The 18,079-nt window shown below is 72.7% G+C and carries 18 protein-coding genes, 2 tRNA genes and 1 other RNA gene; 6 read left to right on the top strand and 15 right to left on the bottom strand.

Annotation, left to right across the window (positions count from 1 at the left end):
• Window positions 1-44: 44 nt before the first annotated feature.
• The 8 genes from ACIA79_RS22160 to ACIA79_RS22125 form a co-directional block, all read right to left on the bottom strand.
• On the bottom strand, window positions 45-1,034 hold the full coding sequence (locus tag ACIA79_RS22160) for an RNA polymerase sigma factor SigF (protein WP_399430059.1): 990 nt from the start codon (window positions 1,032-1,034) through the stop codon (window positions 45-47).
• 234 nt (window positions 1,035-1,268) lie between these two features.
• Window positions 1,269-2,108, bottom strand: coding sequence for an RNA polymerase sigma factor SigF (locus ACIA79_RS22155; protein WP_399430058.1), 840 nt, complete (start codon window positions 2,106-2,108; stop codon window positions 1,269-1,271).
• Between the two features lie 186 nt (window positions 2,109-2,294).
• The gene (locus ACIA79_RS22150) at window positions 2,295-2,588 is read right to left on the bottom strand and encodes a Dabb family protein (RefSeq protein WP_399430057.1); all 294 of its coding nucleotides are present in this window, start codon (window positions 2,586-2,588) and stop codon (window positions 2,295-2,297) included.
• 26 nt (window positions 2,589-2,614) lie between these two features.
• Window positions 2,615-2,779, bottom strand: a complete 165-nt coding sequence (locus ACIA79_RS22145) for a hypothetical protein (RefSeq protein WP_199819726.1) — start codon at window positions 2,777-2,779, stop codon at window positions 2,615-2,617.
• 112 nt (window positions 2,780-2,891) lie between these two features.
• Window positions 2,892-2,976 (bottom strand) — tRNA-Ser (locus ACIA79_RS22140).
• 112 nt (window positions 2,977-3,088) lie between these two features.
• On the bottom strand, window positions 3,089-3,517 hold the full coding sequence (gene tadA / locus ACIA79_RS22135) for a tRNA adenosine(34) deaminase TadA (RefSeq protein ID WP_399430056.1): 429 nt from the start codon (window positions 3,515-3,517) through the stop codon (window positions 3,089-3,091).
• 95 nt (window positions 3,518-3,612) lie between these two features.
• Window positions 3,613-4,143, bottom strand: a complete 531-nt coding sequence (locus ACIA79_RS22130) for a hypothetical protein (protein ID WP_399430055.1) — start codon at window positions 4,141-4,143, stop codon at window positions 3,613-3,615.
• Between the two features lie 160 nt (window positions 4,144-4,303).
• Window positions 4,304-4,543 (bottom strand): hypothetical protein, encoded by a 240-nt coding sequence (locus tag ACIA79_RS22125; RefSeq protein WP_399430054.1) that lies wholly within the window; start codon window positions 4,541-4,543, stop codon window positions 4,304-4,306.
• Between the two features lie 91 nt (window positions 4,544-4,634).
• On the opposite strand from ACIA79_RS22125, the gene upp reads away from it, so the two are divergent.
• Complete coding sequence (gene upp, locus ACIA79_RS22120; protein WP_399430053.1) at window positions 4,635-5,270, top strand: uracil phosphoribosyltransferase; 636 nt, start codon at window positions 4,635-4,637, stop codon at window positions 5,268-5,270.
• 120 nt (window positions 5,271-5,390) lie between these two features.
• Here upp and ACIA79_RS22115 read toward each other — a convergent pair whose 3' ends face one another.
• From ACIA79_RS22115 to ACIA79_RS22095, 5 genes are all read right to left on the bottom strand, one after another.
• Window positions 5,391-6,017: a LytR C-terminal domain-containing protein gene (locus ACIA79_RS22115; protein WP_399430052.1), complete on the bottom strand. Its 627-nt coding sequence runs from the start codon at window positions 6,015-6,017 to the stop codon at window positions 5,391-5,393.
• Between the two features lie 179 nt (window positions 6,018-6,196).
• Window positions 6,197-6,493, bottom strand: a complete 297-nt coding sequence (locus ACIA79_RS22110; protein ID WP_031071687.1) for a type II toxin-antitoxin system VapB family antitoxin — start codon at window positions 6,491-6,493, stop codon at window positions 6,197-6,199.
• 188 nt (window positions 6,494-6,681) lie between these two features.
• Entirely contained in the window at window positions 6,682-8,238 is a 1,557-nt protein-coding gene (locus tag ACIA79_RS22105; RefSeq protein ID WP_399430122.1) for a M28 family metallopeptidase, read from the bottom strand.
• A gap of 138 nt (window positions 8,239-8,376) precedes the next feature.
• Window positions 8,377-9,027, bottom strand: coding sequence for an HhH-GPD-type base excision DNA repair protein (locus ACIA79_RS22100; RefSeq protein ID WP_399430051.1), 651 nt, complete (start codon window positions 9,025-9,027; stop codon window positions 8,377-8,379).
• Window positions 9,028-9,225: 198 nt separating this feature from the next.
• Window positions 9,226-9,867 carry a TetR/AcrR family transcriptional regulator gene (locus ACIA79_RS22095; protein ID WP_399430050.1) on the bottom strand — a complete coding sequence of 214 codons (642 nt, stop codon included), beginning with the start codon at window positions 9,865-9,867 and terminating at the stop codon, window positions 9,226-9,228.
• 269 nt (window positions 9,868-10,136) lie between these two features.
• Here ACIA79_RS22095 and ACIA79_RS22090 point away from each other — a divergent pair, with 269 nt between their 5' ends.
• Window positions 10,137-11,564: an MFS transporter gene (locus ACIA79_RS22090; RefSeq protein ID WP_399430121.1), complete on the top strand. Its 1,428-nt coding sequence runs from the start codon at window positions 10,137-10,139 to the stop codon at window positions 11,562-11,564.
• A gap of 97 nt (window positions 11,565-11,661) precedes the next feature.
• Window positions 11,662-12,648 carry an aldo/keto reductase gene (locus tag ACIA79_RS22085; RefSeq protein ID WP_399430049.1) on the top strand — a complete coding sequence of 329 codons (987 nt, stop codon included), beginning with the start codon at window positions 11,662-11,664 and terminating at the stop codon, window positions 12,646-12,648.
• A gap of 37 nt (window positions 12,649-12,685) precedes the next feature.
• On the opposite strand, the gene ACIA79_RS22080 is transcribed toward ACIA79_RS22085, so the two are convergent.
• Complete coding sequence (locus tag ACIA79_RS22080; protein ID WP_399430048.1) at window positions 12,686-13,099, bottom strand: YciI family protein; 414 nt, start codon at window positions 13,097-13,099, stop codon at window positions 12,686-12,688.
• 313 nt (window positions 13,100-13,412) lie between these two features.
• Here ACIA79_RS22080 and ACIA79_RS22075 point away from each other — a divergent pair, with 313 nt between their 5' ends.
• Window positions 13,413-14,705: an LPXTG cell wall anchor domain-containing protein gene (locus ACIA79_RS22075; RefSeq protein WP_399430047.1), complete on the top strand. Its 1,293-nt coding sequence runs from the start codon at window positions 13,413-13,415 to the stop codon at window positions 14,703-14,705.
• A 695-nt stretch (window positions 14,706-15,400) separates the two neighbouring features.
• Here the strand turns inward: ACIA79_RS22075 and ACIA79_RS22070 are convergent.
• A tRNA-Ser gene (locus ACIA79_RS22070) sits at window positions 15,401-15,488 on the bottom strand.
• Window positions 15,489-15,585: 97 nt separating this feature from the next.
• On the opposite strand from ACIA79_RS22070, the gene ffs reads away from it, so the two are divergent.
• Together ffs and ACIA79_RS22060 are read left to right on the top strand one after the other, a co-directional pair.
• An RNA gene (ffs, locus tag ACIA79_RS22065) (signal recognition particle sRNA small type) lies at window positions 15,586-15,684 on the top strand.
• A gap of 63 nt (window positions 15,685-15,747) precedes the next feature.
• A complete protein-coding gene (locus ACIA79_RS22060) occupies window positions 15,748-18,051 on the top strand; it encodes a DNA polymerase III subunit gamma and tau (protein WP_399430046.1) in 2,304 nt (767 codons plus the stop codon).
• Window positions 18,052-18,079 lie beyond the last annotated feature (28 nt).

The following is an 18,079-nucleotide window of genomic DNA, read 5'->3' as shown; positions in this document are numbered from 1 at the left end:
AAGTGTGGCTGACGGGCCGTCAGTTATGAAGCCTCCGGCGGGGCTCAGTCGGAGATGAGCCCTTCCCGCAGCTGCGCCAGCGTCCGGGTGAGCAGCCGGGAGACGTGCATCTGCGAGATGCCTACCTCCTCGCCGATCTGCGACTGCGTCATGTTCGCGAAGAACCGCAGCATGATGATCTGGCGCTCACGGGGCGGAAGTTTGGCCAGCAGGGGCTTGAGCGACTCGCGGTACTCCACGCCCTCCAGGGCGCTGTCCTCGTACCCGAGGCGGTCCGCCAGCGACCCTTCGCCGCCGTCGTCCTCGGGCGAGGGCGAGTCCAGCGAGGACGCCGTGTACGCGTTGCCGACCGCGAGGCCGTCGACCACGTCCTCCTCCGACACGCCCAGCACGGCGGCCAGTTCGGGGACGGTGGGCGAGCGGTCGAGCTTCTGCGCCAGCTCGTCGCTGGCCTTGGTCAGCGCGAGGCGCAGCTCCTGGAGGCGGCGGGGCACGCGGACCGACCACGACGTGTCGCGGAAGAAGCGCTTGATCTCCCCGACGACCGTCGGCATCGCGAACGTCGGGAACTCCACGCCGCGTTCGCAGTCGAACCGGTCGATCGCCTTGATCAGCCCGATCGTGCCGACCTGGACGATGTCCTCCATCGGCTCGTTGCGGCTGCGGAAGCGGGCGGCGGCGTAGCGCACGAGCGGCAGGTTCAGCTCGATGAGCGTGTCGCGGACGTACGTGCGTTCGGGGCTGTCCTGGTCGAGCACGGCGAGCCGCTGGAACAGGGAGCGGGACAGTGTGCGGGTGTCGATGGCCGCCGAGGCGTCCGGGGCCGCCGGCGCGGCCGGCGGGGCGTCGGCGAGCGCCCCGGCCGCGCTGTCCGCGGCCGTCGGTGCCGTCACGGGCGCCGGGAGCGTCACGACCGTCGGCGCCGCCACGGACACCGGCACGGTCATGGGTACCGGCCCCGTCATGGCCACCGGCGCGAGCTCGGACGCGGGCGTGAGCGTGAGCACCTTCGAGCTGCCCTGTTCTGCGGACATGCCACCCCCTTGAGGTCGCGGACGGTCGCGTGGGCCGCGACCATCGGAGGAACGCAGCCTCCACCTGAAATACCGGCGCCGAGACTGCGGCAAACGCGGTTCCAGCAGAATGTCACATGTCGGCAACACGCTGTAGTGACATGTCGACAAGAAAGGGGGGAATCCGTGCAGGAAACAGAGGGTGTGCGGCTTTTGGTGCGCCCGAAGGAGGCTGAACGGGTCTACCCGATCCGGTTACGCCTCGATCCTGTTTGCGGATCTGAGCCGGGCGAAGCTCCGGGCCAGGAGCCGTGACACATGCATCTGCGAGACGCCCAGCTCCTGGCTGATCTGGGACTGGGTCAGATTGCTGTAGTAGCGGAGCATCAGGATCCGCTGCTCCCGCTCGGGCAGTTGTACGAGCAGGTGCCGTACGAGGTCCCGGTGCTCGACGCCCGCCAGCGCGGGATCCTCGTAGCCGAGCCGGTCGAGCAGCCCCGGCAGCCCGTCGCCCTCCTGTGCGGCCTCCAGGGAGGTGGCGTGGTACGAGCGCCCCGCCTCGATGCAGGACAGCACCTCCTCCTCCGAGATCTTCAGCCGCTCGGCGATCTCGGCGGTCGTGGGGGAGCGCCCGTGAGCCGTCGTCAGGTCCTCGGTCGCCCCGTTCACCTGCACCCACAGCTCGTGGAGCCGGCGCGGCACGTGGACCGTCCGCACGTTGTCGCGGAAGTACCGCTTGATCTCGCCGACGACGGTCGGCATGGCGAAGGTCGGGAACTGCACCCCCCGGTCCGGGTCGAACCGGTCGATCGCGTTGATCAGTCCGATCGTGCCGACCTGGACGACGTCCTCCATCGGCTCGTTGCGGGAGCGGAAGCGGGCGGCGGCGTACCGCACCAGGGGGAGGTTCGCCTCGATGAGCGCCCCGCGCACCCGGTTGTGCTCCGGTGTGCCCGGCTGCAACCCCTTGAGCTGGGCGAAGAGGACCTGGGTGAGCGCCCGGGTGTCGGCGGCCCGCCCCTGTGGCCTGGTGCGCCCCTCGGATTCGTTCTGGGGCGGCACCTGTTGAGGCGTCGTACTGGCCGGCACGTCCACGCCACCCCTTCGCGATCAAGTACGGTCAACTGATGCGTCAAAAGCGGTCATAGCATCACAAGACATGTCCACTGTGTGCAAGCACCTGATAACGCCGTGTTGTCGTCCCGAGCAGGGATGCAACGACGAGCCCCGCACCGGTAAGGGCCGGTGCGGGGCTCGGGAGGCTGCGGGCGGAAGCGGGGTTCAGAACTCGTAGTCGGCGATCACCCAAGTGGCGAACTCGCGCCACCGGCCGGCGGCCGCCTGGTGGGCCGGGTGCTCGATGTACCGCTTGAGCGCGTCCGCGTCCTCGACGGCGGAGTTGATGGCGTAGTCGTACGCGATCGGCCGGTCGGTGATGTTCCAGGCGCACTCCCAGAACTCCAGCTCCGGGACGATCCCGCCGAGCTCCTCGAACGCCTTCACGGCCTCGACGACGCGCGGCTCGTCGCGCCGCACTCCTTCGTTGAGCTTGAAGAGGACCAAGTGGCGGATCACGGCGGACTCCTCGTTGCTTCGAATGCCTAGTTGACCAGCTCGGTCATGAAAGCACCGACGCCCTGGGCGGCGCTCGAAATGCCCTCGAACCCTACCTGCACGAGGTCGGCGGCCCGGTCGGGGGAGTTGATGATCGTGTACAGCACGAAGACGACGACGACATAGAGCGTGACCTTCTTCGCTTGCACCATCGGCCCGGACTCCCCGTTTCCCCTGTGATCCCCTGGGCGGTCGCGTGAGTCTAACCGAGGGCATGACGAAGGGCCCCGGCGCGTCGGTGTGCCGGGGCCCTTCACGGAAGAGCGGTAGCGGAGGGATTTGAACCCTCGGTGACTTGCGCCACACTCGCTTTCGAGGCGAGCTCCTTCGGCCGCTCGGACACGCTACCGAGAGAGAGCTTAGCCCAAAGGTGCCGCTTCGCTGAAATCGATAGCCGGTGCCGCCGCCGGAGCCCGTACGAAGCACCGCCGGTGCCCGTCCCGGGCCGGTCCCGGGCCGGGTCAGCGCTCGCGGAAGAAGCGTGTCAGCTGCGCCGAGCACTCCTCCGCCAGCACCCCGTGGACCACTTCCGGGCGGTGGTTGAGCCGCCGGTCCCGTACGAGGTCCCACAGCGAGCCCACGGCGCCGGCCTTCTCGTCGTGCGCCCCGAACACCAGCCGCGCCACCCGCGACTGCACGAGCGCGCCGGCGCACATCACGCACGGCTCCAGCGTCACGACCAGCGTGCAGCCCGTGAGCCGCCACTCCCCGAGCCGCTCGGCCGCGCGGCGCAGCGCCAGCACCTCGGCGTGCGCGGTCGGATCGCCGGTCACCTCGCGCTCGTTGTGCCCGGCGGAGAGCTCCGTGCCGTCCGGCGCCAGCACGACCGCGCCGACCGGCACATCACCGGCCCGCGCGGCGCGCTCCGCCTCCTCCACGGCCCGGCGCATCGGCGCGCGCCATGGATCCCGTACAGGATCGGGCGCGGAACCGGGTACGGGCGGTACGGGATCGATGGGGGTGGACAAGGGATGTACGGGTCGCACTAGCGGACGGTCTCCAGCACCTCCGCGGCGCCGAGCGCGTCCGCGATCACGCTGAGCGCGTCGGTGTCCAGAGCGAGCAGCTCCTTCTCCGACAGGCCCAGGTCGTCCAGGATCAGCCGGTCGCCGACCGGTTCGGCGGGCACGGCGTCGGCCGTCACCTCCGCATCCTCCTCCTCGTCGTCCTCGGCCGGTTCGCCGTCCTCGGTGCCGTCGAGGTCCAGCGCGTCCAGGTCGGCGGTGTCGTCGTCCAGGTCGTCGCCGAGCAGTTCCTTGGTGAGCATCTCCCCGTACGAGGAGCGGGCGGCGGCCGCGCCGTCCGAGATGTAGATGCGAGGGTCTTCCTCACCCTCCACGCGGACGATGCCGAACCATGCGTCTTCCTGCTCGATGAAGACGAGCACTGTGTCGTCGTCGACCGAGGCCTCGCGGGCGAGCTCGGTCAGATCCGACACGGTCTCCACATCGTCGAGCTCTGTGTCGCTCGCTTCCCACCCGTCTTCGGTGCGCGCGAGCAGTGCGGCGAAGTACACCGTGACTCTCCCACTGATCAGAGGTGTGACGATCGGGCGGCATGCTCCTGAATGCCCCGCCCACTCGGCATCGTGGCAGATGCGAGGGCTTCAGGAGAGGTGTTCCGCTCTTGCGTCGTGCACCAGTCTGAGCCCGATCCGCCGTCCATGTCACCCGGCATCACCAGCGGAAGGTCCGCATCCGCATCGCCTGGCGCATCCTGGCGGCCCTGGCGCGGCGCGGCTGGACGCGGTCGCGCAGGGCCTTGGCCTCGTTCAGCTCGCGGAGGAACTGGGCGCGGCGTCTGCGGCGCTCGGCGTCCGTCTCGGGCGCGTCCGGCCCGGACCGCTCGCGCCGCTGGTTCCGGCCGTCCGGGTCATCCGGGGCATCCCGGGCGTTCGGGCGTTCCGGGTCGGGCATCGCGACCACCACCCCCAGGTGAATCCGTCCTGACCTCCCCACCTTCCCTCCAGGGCGGGGGTTGATGCCAGTGCGGGCTACTGTGGGGGCCATGCGGATCCACGTCGTCGACCACCCGCTGGTGGCGCACAAACTCACCACACTGCGCGACAAGCGCACCGACTCCCCGACCTTCCGGCGGCTCGCCGACGAGCTGGTCACCCTGCTCGCGTACGAGGCCACCCGGGACGTGCGCACCGAGCAGGTCGACATCGAGACCCCCGTGACCGGGACGACCGGCGTGAAGCTGTCGAGCCCGAAGCCGCTGGTGGTGCCGATCCTGCGGGCCGGCCTGGGCATGCTCGACGGCATGGTGCGGCTGCTGCCGACCGCCGAGGTGGGCTTCCTCGGCATGATCCGCAACGAGGAGACGCTGGAGGCGTCCACCTACGCCACCCGGATGCCGGAGGACCTCTCCGGCCGCCAGGTGTACGTGCTGGACCCGATGCTGGCCACGGGCGGCACGCTGGTCGCCGCCATCCAGGAGCTGATCAAGCGCGGCGCCGACGACGTCACGGCGGTCGTGCTGCTGGCGGCGCCGGAGGGCGTCGAGGTGATGGAGCGCGAGCTGGCCGGCACCCCGGTCACCGTCGTCACGGCCTCGGTGGACGAGCGCCTCAACGAGCACGGCTACATCGTTCCCGGACTCGGCGACGCGGGCGACCGCATGTACGGCACCGCCGAATGAGCCGCGGCTGAGGCACCCCGCCCGGCTCCGGCTCGGGTTCGGCCAGGGCCCGGGCGTCCCGGAGGCACCACACCTCCCGGACGCCCGGGCCCGAGCTGTGTCCGGAGGCAGGCCCCGGCTCTAGCAGCCGGAGGGCGCCGGGGCGGGCTTGGCGAGGGCGGTCAGGGCCGCGGTCGCGTCCTTCGGGGCGGCCAGGCTCTTGAAGGCCGTGCCGATGATGAAGTCCACGTCCGCCGTCTGGCGGGTGTCCGTCTTCAGCACCGCCCCCTTGAGCTGCGTACCGAGGACCGGGAAGGCGCCCTTGGTGGCGTCGGCGGCGCCGAGCAGGAGGGCGGCTCCGGGGACCTTCTTGTCGTACGTGACGGGAGCGTTGCCCACCTTGCCGATGGCGAAGCCCCGCTTCTTCAGCTCGTCGGCGGTCGACTTGGCGAGGCCCGCGCGCGGGGTCGCGTTGTAGACGTTCACCGTGATCTGGGCGGGCTGGAGCGGGGCGTGGACGACCGCGGGGGCTTTGCGCGGCTTGCAGGTGGGGCCGGCGGCGGTGGTGCGGTGGCCGCCGTCCTTGCCGCCCCCGCCGAAGACGTCGATGAGCTGCAATGTCCCCCAGCCGGCCAGGCCGAGGGCGACCACTGCGGCGAGCGCCGCGAGCACGATGCGGCGGCGGCGACGGGGGCGGCGCATGCGCGGGTAGGCGTTACCCGTGATGCGGTACTTTCCGCCCATACCCGGGGGAGTGAGCATGCTCATGGGCGCAGCGTAATGCGGCCCCGTGACTATGCCTACTAAACGATCAATCCAGGGGGCCGGATGGGTGGGAATGCCCCCGAAAGGCTGAGCCGGGGGCTGCGCCGCGCCTCCGCGGGGCGTCCGGTCCGCCGGGGCGTACGGCGGGGTGTGCCGGTACGCCCGGTCGTGCGGCGGCGGTGTCAGTCGAGTTCGAGCACGCGGGCGTGCAGGACCTGCCGCTGCTGGAGGGCCGCGCGCACGGCGCGGTGCAGTCCGTCCTCGAGGTAGAGATCACCCTGCCACTTCACGACGTGCGCGAAGAGGTCGCCGTAGAACGTCGAGTCCTCGGCGAGGAGCGTCTCCAGATCCAGCTGGCCCTTGGTGGTCACGAGCTGATCGAGGCGGACCGGGCGCGGCGCGACGTCCGCCCACTCCCGGGTGCTTTCCCGGCCGTGGTCGGGATACGGCCGCCCGTTACCGATGCGCTTGAAGATCACACGGAAAGCCTACCGGGCGACCGGCGCCGGGCGCAGCCACGCGGCGCCGATGGGGTGGCGGAAGAATCGGTACGGAAGCGGACATGGCGGCGGGCACGCCGCGGGAGCAGGGCTCCCACGGCGTGCCCGCCGTGCGCTGTGTGCCGCGCGTTCCGTGCTGTGCGGTGTGTCGGTGTCCGGCTTCCCGGTTACTCCGTCACCTCGTGGCCGTGGTCCTCGTGCAGACCGCCGCCGCTGCCCGCGTCGCCCTCGGTCGGGACGAACTCGACCGGCTTGCGCAGCGAGCTGAGGTCGTGGGCATACGTGCCGACGCTGTGCGCGATGACGTCGATGTTCGCGTCGAACGCCGTCATGTCGATGTTGTTGATGTCGTCGCACTTGGCGTGGTAGCACGCGTCGTACGCGACCCCGGCCGTGCCGCCGAACTTCTCGGCCTGCCCGGCGGTCTTGATGCCCTCGGCGCCGGTGAAGGTGCCGCCGGAGGGGATGCCGACCGCGATGAACGGGCCGTAGTCGGAGCGGCCGGTGAAGTCGGTGCCCTCGTGCGGCCGGCCCTGCTTGTCCATGAACGTGTTGATGTCGCGCTCGATCTGGGCCGAGCCGGTGGGGCCGGCGGGAGCGCCGACGCCGTCGGAGTTGTCGCCGTCGTAGACGAACAGCCCGTAGTTCGGCGAGGCGATCATGTCGAAGTTCAGGTAGAGCTTGATCTCCTTGCGGTCCAGCTCGCTGAGCCGGTCCACGTAGTGCTCGGAGCCGAGCAGGCCGTTCTCCTCCGCCGACCACCAGGCGAAGCGCACCTTGTTGGCGGTCTTGTCCTTCTCCTTGGACTTGGCGAACTTCAGCGCGACGTCGAGCAGTCCGGCGGAGCCGGAGCCGTTGTCGTTGATGCCGGGGCCGGCGGTCACCGAGTCGAGGTGGGCGCCGAGCATCACGGTGTTGGCGGCGTTGCCCCGCTGCGTCTCCGCGATGACGTTGTTGGTGGAGCGGGTCTCGCGGAGCTGGCGGACCTCGAAGTTCACCTCGACCGGGCCGGCGCCCAGGTCGGCGGCGAGCTTCTCGCCGTCCGCCTTGCTGACGCCACCGGTCGGGATCTTGCCGAGCGCCGGGTCGCCGAGGGTGCCGGACAGGGCGCCGTCGGTGTTGTTGTAGATGATCGCGCCGATCGCGCCCGCCGCTGCGGCCTGGGCCTGCTTGTCGGCGAAGGTGCAGCCACCACGCTTGATCAGGGCGATCTTGCCGGTGAAGGCGCCGGTCGCGAAGTCCGTGGGCTCGCAGCCGGGCGTCGTGTCCTCGGCCGGGGCCGGCACGGCGGCCAGCTGTGCCTTGACGCCGCCGACCGGGGTCGAGGCGGTGTACGTCATCGCCTTGATCTCGACGGTGCGGGGCGCGGGGGAGACGACCGCGAGCTTCTCGGCCTGGGTCTCCGTGTAGACGAAGTCGAACTTCTGGTACTCGACCTGGTAACCGGCCTTCTTGAGCTGCTGGTACACGTACGCCGCGGAGGCGTCGTGCCCGAGCGAGCCGGCCGCGCGGTGACCGCCGGCCGAGTCGGCTATCTGCTGGAACTTCTGCAGGTGCTTGTAGGCGTCCTTGGCGGACGCCTCGCGGACCAGCTTCTTGGACAGCTTGGCGGCGTCCTTGGCGGCGCCGGCGCCCGCGTCGGGCGTCAGGCGGCCGGCCGAAGCGGGGGATGCGGAAGCCAGCAGGAGCGGGGTCGCGAGTGCGGCTGCGGCCAGGGTGGCCACGGCTCTGCGAGGGGATGCGGTCACAGAGGTCCTTCCCGGTGCGAACAGGGTTGAAGGGAAGCTAGCGATCTCCCCACCGTCTGTGAACAGATGTGCCGCAACTCACGCGATATTCCGTACGATTCATCGCGGAACCTGTCACTCCGTGGGTGAACTTTTCGATGCCTTACCGGATTTGGCCCGCTTCGTCGCTCCGGCTGCCTTCGCCGGTGCGGCCGCCTTGGCCGCGCGCTTGGCCTCCTGCTTGTACGAGCGGACCTTGGCGAGCGACTCCGGCCCGGTGATGTCGGCCGCCGAGCGGTACGACCCGGCCTCGCCGTACGGGCCGGCGGCTTCCCGCCACCCCTCGGGCCGCACGCCGTACTGCTTGCCCAGCAGCGCCAGGAAGATCTGCGCCTTCTGCTTGCCGAACCCGGGCAGCGCGAGGAGCCGGTCGAGCAGCTCCTTGCCGGTGGCGGCGTCCGTCCACACGGCGCTTGCGTCGCCCCCGTACTCCTCGACCAGGTACTGGCACAGCTGCTGCACCCGCTTGGCCATCGAGCCGGGGTAGCGGTGCACCGCCGGCTTGGCGGTCAGCAGGGCGACGAACTCCTCCGGGTCGTAGGCGGCGATCTCGTGCGCGTCGAGGTCGTCGCCGCCCAGGCGCCGGGCGATCGTGTACGGACCGGTGAACGCCCACTCCATCGGCACCTGCTGGTCGAGCAGCATCCCGACGAGGGCGGCGAGAGGGCTGCGGGCCAGCAGTGCGTCGGCCTCCGGCTGCTGGGCGAGGCGGATCGTGGTCGTCATGGCCCGATGATCGCGCCCCCGCGTGTCGCCCGCACGCGGGGTCCGGCTTCCGGGCGAGCGCCCCCGCGCCGCGCCTGCGGCTCCCGGCGGCGCCCCGGCCGGCCCGCGGGCCCGGCCCGCCGCCCGCTCCAGTGCCCGGCCCGCCGCCCGGCCGGGGTGCGGGCAGGCGCCCGGGCGCGTGCCCCGCCCGCCGCCCGGTCAGGCGCGGTAGTACGTGAGGAACATGTCGACGCCGCCCGTGATCAGCCGGTCCGTCAGGTCCTCGTCGAGGTCCGCCCCGTACTGCCCGAAGACCATGTGCGGGAAGACCAGCAGCGCGTACAGCTGGACGACCGCGGCCTCCAGGTCCGGCACGGTGAGCATGCCCCGCTCGGCCAGCGCGCGCAGCGCGTCCGCCACCGCGGGGTGGTGGCCCGCGGGGCCGTGGCCGCGCCATGCCTCACCGAGCTGGGGGAAGCGGTGGATCTCGGTCGCGACGAGCGTGCGCAGGGCGGCGACGTCCTGGTCGGCCCGTACCGCGTGCACCCAGGCGCGGGCGGCGGCCACGAAGGCGGCGCGCAGGTCGTCGGCGTCCTCGGCGTCGGCGAGGCGTGCCAGGGCGGCGGAGGAGTCGTCGTCGAGGGTCTCGTCGAGCGCGCCCGTGATGACGGCCGTGAACAGCGCTTCCTTGCTGCCGAAGTGGTTGTAGACGGTCACCTTGGAGACGCCCGCCTCGGCGGCGATGGCGTCCATGCCGACGCCGAAGCCCTCGCGGAGGAACAACGCGCGCGCCGCGTCGACGATGGCCTTCCGCTTGCGGGCCGCGCGGGGGCCGGCGGGGGGCTGCTTGTCCTCGGGCATGCGCCGAGGCTAGCACCGGAACTGAACGATTGAGTTCAATTGAACTGTACCGTACAGTTCAATTCATGACGCCTTCCTCCACCGGTCCCTCGCACCGGCCGCACCTGTCGCCACCGCATGGACCTCACCCGGCACGGACCGGACCCGAGCACGGACACGCGTACGGCCCCGGAGGGCACGCGGACCCGCAGCGGACCGGGGGCCCTCCGCCGCCCCCGCCCCACCCGCGCCGCTGGACCGCCCTCGCGCTGATCTGCACGGCCCAGTTCATGCTGATCCTCGACGTCACCGTCGTGAACGTCGCGCTCCCCGACATCGCCGCCGACCTGCGCCTGGACCGCACCACCCTGACCTGGGTGGTCACCGCGTACACGCTGTGCTTCGGCGGCCTCATGCTCCTCGGCGGGCGGTTCGCCGACGCGCTCGGCGCCCGCCGGACCCTCCTCGCCGGACTCGCACTGTTCACCGCCGCGTCCCTGGTCACGGGCCTCGCCGGCAGCGCGGCGGCACTGCTCGGCGGCCGCATCGCCCAGGGCGTCGGCGCGGCGCTCCTCTCCCCGGCCGCCCTGTCGCTCGTGACCACCGGCTTCCACGGCGCCGAGCGCAACCGGGCCCTCGGCGTGTGGGCCGCGATCGGTGGCTCCGGCGCGGCCGCCGGGGTGCTGCTCGGCGGTGCCCTGACCGAGGGCCCCGGCTGGCCGTGGGTCTTCCACGTCAACGTGCCGGTCGGCCTCGCCCTGCTCCTCGCCCTGCCCGCCGTCCTACCACCCCCTCCGCCCCGTTCGCCCCGTCAGCCTCGGCGCACCGCGCCGTCCGGCGGGCCGTCCGTCCGGTCATCCGGCGGAACGGACAGCGGACCGTCCGCGGTGAAGCCCGCCGGCCGGATCGCACGGCTGGACATCCCGGGCGCCCTGCTCGTCACCGCGGGCACCGGCGCGCTGATCTACGGCCTGGTCGAGGCGGGCGAGTCCGGCTGGGGCGCGGCCGCCACGCTGGGGCCGCTGCTCGGCGCGCTCGTGCTGTACGCGGCGTTCGCCGTGGTCGAGCGGACCGGCCGCGCGCCGCTGATGGACCTGCGCATGTTCGCGCGGCGCCCGGTGGTCGCGGGCGCGTTCCTGATGCTCCTCGCGACCGCGCTGCTGATCGGCTTCTTCTTCCTCGGCTCGGTCTACCTCCAGCACGTACGGGGGTTCGGCCCGCTGCGCACGGGGCTCGTCTTCCTGCCGGTCGCCGTCGCGACCGGGCTCGGCGCGCACCTCGGCTCGCGGCTCGTCGGACGGCTCGGGAGCCGGCCCACGGCCACCGGAGGGCTGCTGGTCGCCGCCGCCGGCTGCGTACCGCTGACGCGGCTCGCGGACGGGCCGAGCGTGTACGCGGTGCTGCTGCCCGGGCTGGCCGTCGCGTCGCTCGGCATCGGCGCGGTCTTCGTCACGGCCACGGCCACGGCCCTGGCCCTGGTCGGGCACGAGGAAGCCGGCCTGGCGTCGGGGGTCGTCAACACCTTCCACGAGGTGGGCGGTTCGGTGGGTGTCGCGGTCGTGTCGACCGTCGCCGCGGCGGGCATCGAGCGCGGCACGGCCGGGGGCTTCTCCACCGCGTTCACCGTCTGCGCGGTCGCGGGCGCGGCCGGCGCGGCCGTGGCCCTCGTCCTCGTACCGCGGGCGAAGCCGCACCTGTCCGGCCCGCACGCGCACTGAACCCGCGCCCGGAGGGCTTGACTTGGAGAGCGCTCCAGGAACGAGACTCCCCTGTGCCGCCCGCGACCGGCGGGCCGTACGAGGGGGACGACTCCGCATGCGCTACCGCACCATCGGCACCGATCCCGCCACCCGCCGCGAGGTGAGCGTCCTCGGCCTGGGCGCGATGCTCTTCGGCACGACGACGGACGAGGCGACGGCGGTCGCCCTCCTCGACCGGTACGTCGAGGCGGGCGGCACCTTCATCGACACGTCCGACAACTACGCGTTCTGGGTCCACGGCACCCAGGGCGGCGAGAGCGAGACCGTGCTCGGGCGCTGGCGGCGCAGCCGGGGCGTCGGCGACGAGATCACCATCGCCACCAAGCTCGGCGGCCGCCCGGCCGCCCCCGGCGGCGGCTTCGACGCCCCCCGGGACGGCCTGTCCGCCACGGCGGTCCGGGAGGCCGCCGAGCGCAGCCGGGAACGGCTCGGCACGGAGAAGCTCGACCTGCTGTACGCGCACATCGACGACCCCGCGGTTCCGCTCCAGGAGACGGTCGAGGCCTTCGCGGGCCTCGTCGCCGACGGCGCCGTCGGGCTCCTGGGCGCCTCCAACCACTGGGTGTGGAAGGTGGAGCGGGCCCGTGCGCTGGCCGCGGCGGCCGGGCTGCCCGGCTATGAGGTGCTGCAGTACCACCACACCTACCTGCGCCGCCGCACCGACGTACCGGGGCGGTGGTCGCCCGACGGCGACGTCGGTGTGACGGACGCTCAGCTGCTCGCCTACCTGCGCGCCGAGCCGGACCTGGCGCTGGTCGCCTACAGCCCGCTGCTGTCCGGCGGATACGTACGGGAGGACAGGCGGCGGGACCCGTCCCTGGAGCACGCGGGCACGCCGGCGCGGCTGGCGGCGCTGCGCGCGGTGGCCGCCGAGACCGGGGCGACGGTCAACCAGGTGGTGCTGGCCTGGATGATCGGCGCCGGAGTGCCGTCGATCCCGCTCGTCGGGGCGTCGTCGGTGGCGCAGCTGGACGAGAGCCTGGCGGCCACCGACCTGGAGCTGACGCCGGACCAGCGGTCCCGGCTGGACGCGGCGCACTGAGGCCCGCCCGCGCGCGGTGCCCTCCGGGGCGTACGGGTCACATGTCCTCGGCGCCGTCCATGATGGGCCGGATGACGACCGGGTAGTCCGGCGAGCCGGCGGGCACGGGGCACTGCGCGATGCGGGCGGCGATCGCGGTGACCCGGTCCAGGCTGCCGCAGTCGAGCACCCAGTAGCCGGCGAGCAGCACGTCGGTCTCGCCGTACGGGTTGTCGGTGATCACCGGCCGGCCGTCGTCTCCGGCGGTGACGAACCGGGTCCTGGCCGGTGCGGCGAGGCCCTGGCCGTCCACCATCTCGCCGGAGGTGGTGAGGTCGTCGTTGACCCGCTGCATGAACGCGTACATCGCCTGCACGTCGTCCTCGGTCCAGGCGGGGCTGCCGGCGGACGGCCTGCCGATCATCGCGTCGTAGTCGGCCTGTGTGCCCTGCACCATGACCAGGTACTTCATGACGTCGCTCCTCGGATGCGGTGACACCCCCTCCCGCCACTGTGACCCATCTCTATGACATGAGTCACAGAGAAAACACGGAAACTGTGGGCAACTGCGACCGATGCCCTTCTATGTCGGCTCCCGGGGCTCCGCGCCGCCCGGGCCGCCGGGGCAATAGCGCTTTCCCGTGCCTTTACCACGGTCATACGATCACGACCGCCGGTCGCGCTGCGTGAGCTCCACCCCGCCGCGACGGCTCCCATTCTTTCGGACCCAGAAAAGGGCTCTTGTGAAGATTCGCCGCACTCTCGCAACGGCGGTCGCCGCTGCCGTGACGACGCCCGCCGTGATGCTGTCCGTCACCCCCGCGTACGCCGACGCCAGGCCGGCGGCGTCGCAGAGCGATGTCTCCGCGGCCTCGAAGGCGCCGAAGGCTTCGATCGAGGAACTGGAGAAGGCCGCCGCCGCGGCGCAGAAGGCGTACGACGACGCCGTCGCCGCCGAGAAGGCCGCCTACACCGCCATGGACGCGGCGTTCTCCGACGAGGCGCCGCACGCCGTGGCCTCCAGGGCCGCGAAGAAGGCCGCCGCCGACGCCGCCGCCGCGACGACCGCGGCCGAGCAGGCGCTCACCGACGCCGAGGCGAAGCTGGCGGCCCTGCCGGCCGATGCCACGGAGGAGCAGAAGGCCGCCGCGCAGAAGGCCGTGGACGACGCGAAGGCGGCGCTCGGGACCGCGAAGGCCGCCCAGGCCGACGCCGACGCGAAGGCCGCGGCCGCCGCCACGGCCGCCGACGACGCCCGGATCGCCGCCGCCCGGAAGTACGAGCAGGCGAGGCTGGCCACCGCCGACGCCCTGAAGGCCAAGCAGGCCGCCGACAAGGCCCTCGCGGACGCGAAGGCGGAGGAGGGCGACGGGGACGAGGACGGCGACGAGGACGACGAGGACCCCTGGGAGGACTGCGTCGACGAGCCGCGGCTGACCTCCGTGGTGAAGGGCCTGCCGTCCGAGGTCGTCGCCGGCACGACGGTGAGCTTCTCGCTGCGCGTGTCCAACGGCACCGGCAAGACCCTGGACGACGTCTACCCGTTCGTCGCGGTCCACGCGGTGGACAAGTCGGGCGACAACCCGCTCGACGACCTGCTGAAGGTCCAGTGGTCCACGGCCGCCTCCCCGGCGTGGCAGGGCCTCGACGAGGTCGAGTACATCGACTCCCTCGGCGCGCTGAAGCCGGGCGCCCACGCGGACGTGAAGCTCCGCCTCTCGGTCGACGCCAAGGCCCCGGCCGGCGCGGGCGTGGCCTTCGTCGCGGGTGACTACCTCAACGAGGACGGCACCTGCGGCGGCAGCCCGGAGCTCCAGGAGTACACGTTCCGGATCGCGGCCGCGGGCACGAAGCCGGGCAAGGTCGAGGACGCCAAGCCGAGCGGCACCACGCCCCACACGCCGGGTACGGTCCCGCAGGGCACGGCCGGCCGGACGGTGACCGCGACGGGCACCCTCGCGAACACCGGTTCCTCCTCCGCCGTGCCGCAGATCGCCCTCGCGGGCGGTGTGGCGGTGGCGCTGGGCGCCGGCGCGATGATCGTCGTACGCCGCCGCAAGGCCGACGCGAACGGCTGAGCCGCCGCCGCCCGCGAGCGGCCCGGCGCCGCCGCGACAAGCTGACCCCCGGCGGGGGGCCGGGACCTCCCGGCCCCCCGCCGCTGCGTGCGGGCGCATCCGGTCCGGGCCGCTGCTGCGGTCCGGCCCTCTGGGCCGGCGGAGGATACGAGATCGAGTTCGTGAGGGGTTGCCCCCAACCCGCCTTCCGAGTGTTCGTACGGGGGCCCGGCGGAGGACGTAGGCATCCTGACCTGCGATGGAGCGTTCGGGGCCGATCCCGTCCGGACGGGGGCTGGGCGAAGGTGGATGAGACCAGAACTGAGACCGGGCCGCCGATCGGGCCCGATGCGGGACTGACGAAGTGCGACGAGTCGTACGTGAACTGCGCGGACCTTCACACGGTGGCGGAGTCGCGGTTGCGGCGGAAGCCGGGGCTGCTTGCTCCGGGCGGGCTGCGCCGTGTGGAGGACTCCGTTCGCTTGATCCCCGGGCTTCGGCGCCGACCTTGTGCGTGCGGCCTGACCTGCACAGGCATGGCGCCGTGGATGCGGGACAGCGTGGAGATGCGTTCGGCGTCACGCAGGTGACAGCAGGCTTCGAGGCAGGTCGGGCCGAGTGCGAGGTGGCTGAGGGTGCGGACTCGAGGCCTGAGACACGTCGAAGGGCCCCACCGCGAACGGTGGGGCCCTTCGACATCGTGCCCGGTGAGGCACTGGCGGAGGATACGAGATTCGAACTCGTGAGGGGTTGCCCCCAACACGCTTTCCAAGCGTGCGCCCTAGGCCTCTAGGCGAATCCTCCGCCGCAAACAATACAAGACGTTGAGGAGTGCTCGCGAACCCTCTTCCGGGGGCCCTCCCGGGGTGGACCGCCGGCCCGTGAAATCGGGTAGTCTGTCTGAAGCCCCTCACGTGGCGCTATCTGACTGAACTCCCCCAGGGCCGGAAGGCAGCAAGGGTAGGTCGGCTCTGGCGGGTGCGTGAGGGGCGCTTGCGTTCCCGGGCCGGGCGGCCTCCGCGGGCCGGGCCGGTTGTCGGCGGGGCCCGATATCGTCGTAAGGGTGTCGTCCCTTGCGCTGTACCGCCGCTATCGCCCCGAGTCCTTCGCCGAGGTCATCGGGCAGGAGCATGTCACCGACCCGCTGCAGCAGGCCCTGCGGAACAACCGGGTCAACCACGCGTACCTGTTCAGCGGGCCGCGCGGCTGCGGGAAGACGACCAGTGCGCGCATCCTCGCCCGCTGCCTGAACTGCGAGCAGGGCCCCACGCCCACGCCCTGCGGGGAGTGCCAGTCCTGCCGGGACCTCGCGCGGAACGGGCCGGGGTCGATCGACGTCATCGAGATCGACGCCGCCTCGCACGGAGGTGTGGACGACGCCCGTGACCTGCGCGAAAAGGCGTTCTTCGGCCCCGCGAGCAGCCGGTACAAGATCTACATCATCGACGAGGCGCACATGGTCACCTCGGCGGGCTTCAACGCCCTGCTGAAGGTGGTCGAGGAGCCGCCGGAGCACCTCAAGTTCATCTTCGCGACGACCGAGCCCGAGAAGGTCATCGGGACGATCCGCTCGCGGACGCACCACTACCCGTTCCGGCTGGTGCCGCCCGGGACCCTGCGGGACTACCTGGCCGAGGTGTGCGAGCGGGAGAAGATCCCCGTCGAGGACGGGGTGCTGCCGCTCGTCGTGCGCGCGGGCGCCGGGTCGGTGCGTGACTCGATGTCCGTCATGGACCAGCTCCTCGCCGGCGCGACCGAGGAGGGTGTGACATACGCCATGGCCACCGCCCTCCTCGGGTACACGGACGGCTCGCTGCTGGACGCGGTCGTGGACGCCTTCGCCTCCGGCGACGGCGCGGCGGCGTTCGAGGTCGTGGACCGGGTCGTCGAGGGCGGCAACGATCCACGGCGCTTCGTCGCCGACCTCCTGGAGCGGCTGCGCGACCTGGTGATCCTGGCCGCCGTTCCGGACGCCGCCGAGAAGGGGCTCATCGAAGGGCCCGCCGACGTCGTCGAGCGCATGCAGGCGCAGGCGTCCGTGTTCGGGGCCGCCGAGCTCAGCCGCGCCGCGGACATCGTGAACACCGGCCTGACCGAGATGCGCGGGGCGACGTCGCCGCGGCTCCAGCTGGAGCTGATCTGCGCGCGCGTGCTGCTGCCGGCCGCGTTCGCCGACGAGCGCTCGATGATGGCGCGCCTCGACCGGCTGGAGCGGGGCTCGGTCGTGCAGGGCGCCTCCTTCCAGGCGACCGGCCCGGGACCCGCCATGGGGTACGTGCCCGGTCCCGAGGCCCACGCGCAGATGCCGCCCGCGGCGCACGCCGCGCCGGTGCCCCCGGGAGGCGGACCCGCCGCCGCCCGCGCGGCGGTACGGGGCACGGGCGCCGAGGAACCGGCCGCCGTCCCCGCCGCCCCGGCCGCCTCACCTGCGCAGCCGCCCGCGCCCGCCGCGGCGCCGCCGCCCGCCACGGCCACCCCGTCCGCCGCGCCCCCCTCCGCACCCGCGCCCGCCGCTGCGGCCGAGGCCCGCCCGGGGGCGTGGCCCACCGCCGCGGCGCCCGGCTCCCCGGAGGGCGGCAGCCGGCCCGGCGCGTGGCCCACCGCGTCCGCGCCCGGTTCCCAGGGCGAGACCCGCCGCCCCGGCGGCTGGCCCACCGCCCAGACCCCCGGGTCCGGTCCCGCACCCGGGTCCGGTGCGGCAGCGGCGCCGGCCCCGGCGCCCCCGTCCCCGCCGGCGGCCGCTCCCCAGGCGACCGCGCCCGCACCCGGCATGGCCCAGGGCGCGGGCCAGGTGCGGAACATGTGGCCCGACATCCTGGAGGCGGTCAAGAACCGCCGCCGCTTCACCTGGATCCTGCTGAGCCAGAACGCGCAGGTGGCCGGGTTCGACGGCGCCACCCTCCAGCTCGGCTTCCTCAACGCCGGAGCGCGCGACAACTTCGCGAGCAGCGGCAGCGAGGAGGTGCTCAAGCAGGCACTCGCCGAGCAGTTCAACGTGAACTGGAAGATCGAGGCGATCATCGACCCCTCGGGCGGCTCCGCGCCCCCGCCGCCGTCCGGCGGCGGCTGGGGCGGCCGCCCGCCCCAGCAGCCCGCGCCCGCGCCGCAGGCCGCACCCCGCCCCGCACAGCAGGCCCCGCAGGCCCCGGCCGGCCCGGGACCCGGGGGCGTACCGCCGTCGGGCCAGGGGCCGGGCGCACCGGCCGAGGCGCGGCGGGCCGCCCCCGCCGCACCGCAGCCCGTGGCGCCCGAGGACGACATGCCGGAGGACGACGACCCCGACCTCGTCGACTCGGCGCTCTCCGGCCACGACCTGATCGTCCGCGAGCTCGGGGCGACCGTGGTGGAGGAATATACGAACGAGTAGGAGGGGCGTCCTCGGCATCCCGCACAAG

The organism is Streptomyces sp. NPDC051310 (assembly GCF_044455245.1).
Taxonomy (GTDB): domain Bacteria; phylum Actinomycetota; class Actinomycetes; order Streptomycetales; family Streptomycetaceae; genus Streptomyces.
This window is presented reverse-complemented; position numbering and strand designations above follow the sequence as displayed.